Source organism: Stenotrophomonas capsici, from assembly GCF_034961085.1.
Classification (GTDB): Bacteria; Pseudomonadota; Gammaproteobacteria; order Xanthomonadales; family Xanthomonadaceae; genus Stenotrophomonas; species Stenotrophomonas capsici.
The window spans coordinates 1-1,452 of sequence record NZ_JAYFUH010000204.1; the positions used below are offsets into that span (position 1 = coordinate 1).

Sequence of the window (1,452 nt, forward strand, 5' to 3'; positions counted from 1 at the left end):
TGGCCATCACCGACGCGCCGCTGGTGTTCCTGGGCTACGGCGTCAAGGCGCCGGAACGCAACTGGGACGACTTCAAGGGCGTGGACCTGAAGGGCAAGATCGCCGTGGTGCTGATCAACGACCCGGACTTCGAGACCGGCGTGGGTGATTTCGACGGCAAGGGCATGACCTACTACGGCCGCTGGACCTACAAGTACGAGGAAGGCGCGCGCCAGGGCGCGGCCGGCGTGCTGATCGTCCACGAAACCGCACCGGCGTCCTACGGCTGGGCGACGGTGGCCGGTTCCAACACCAACACCATGTTCGACGTGGTGCGCGACAAGCCCGCCGAGGCGCATCCGGCGCTGGAAGGCTGGATCCAGCGTGACCTGGCGGTGGCGATGTTCAAGCGCGCCGGCCTGGATTTCGAAACGCTGAAGAAGCAGGCGCAATCGCGCGACTTCCAGCCGGTGGAGATCAAGGGCGAGACGTTCTCGGCCAACTACCAGGTCCACAACGAGGTGATCACCTCGCACAACGTGGTGGCGCGGCTGGAAGGCAGCACCCACCCGGACGAGACGGTGATCTACAGCGCGCACTGGGACCACATCGGCGTGGGCGAGCCGGATGCACGCGGTGACCGTATCTTCAACGGTGCCATGGACAACGCCAGCGGCACCGCCGCGCTGGTCGAGCTGGCCCGCGGCTTCGCCACGCAGCCCAAGCCGCAGCGCTCGGTGGTGTTCCTGGCGGTGACGGCCGAGGAAAAGGGCCTACTGGGCTCGGAGTACTACGCCAGCAACCCGCTGTACCCGTTGTCCAGGACGGTGGCGGTGATCAACATGGACGGCATGGCGCCGTACAGCCCGTCGCGTGACTTCGGCATCTACGGTTCGGCGAAGATGGAACTGCTGGACCAGCTCAAGGACGTGGCCAAGGGATGGGACCTGCACTACACGCCGGACCCGAAGCCGGAGGCGGGCCTGTTCTTCCGCTCCGACCACTTCCCGTTCGCCAAGCGTGGCGTGCCGGCGTTGTCGTATTCGGCCGGCCAGGACTGGATCGATGGTGGCGTGGAAGCCGGCAAGAAGGCCTCCGACGACTACACCGCCAAGCGCTACCACCAGCAGGGCGACGAATGGCAGGCCGACTGGACCTTCGCCGGCGCGGTGCGTGATCTGGAAGTGGTCTACACCCTGGGCGAGAAGCTGGCCAATTCGCGTGACTGGCCGAACTGGAGCCCGGAAGAGGCATTCCGCGCCACGCGCGATGCCAGCGCGGCCGAGCGCAGGTAACGCACGCCCTGAGCCCCTCTCCCGGAAACGGGAGGGGGATTGGGCTTTGGGCACCCAAGGGCACCCCAATCACGGCCATTGATTCCCCCGTCACCACCCCAACCCTTAAGGTCAGGCCTTATCGCGACAAGGGAACACGGATGGCGGACGCTGGCAGATGGAAACGCGCGTTGTGGCT

The 1,452-nt window shown here is 66.2% G+C and carries 1 protein-coding gene; it reads left to right on the forward strand.

The features are described from left to right. Positions 1-1,274 (forward strand): M28 family metallopeptidase (locus VA603_RS11435; RefSeq protein WP_323438914.1); only part of this gene is annotated, 1,274 nt, incomplete at its 5' end. Positions 1,275-1,452: the final 178 nt, after the last annotated feature.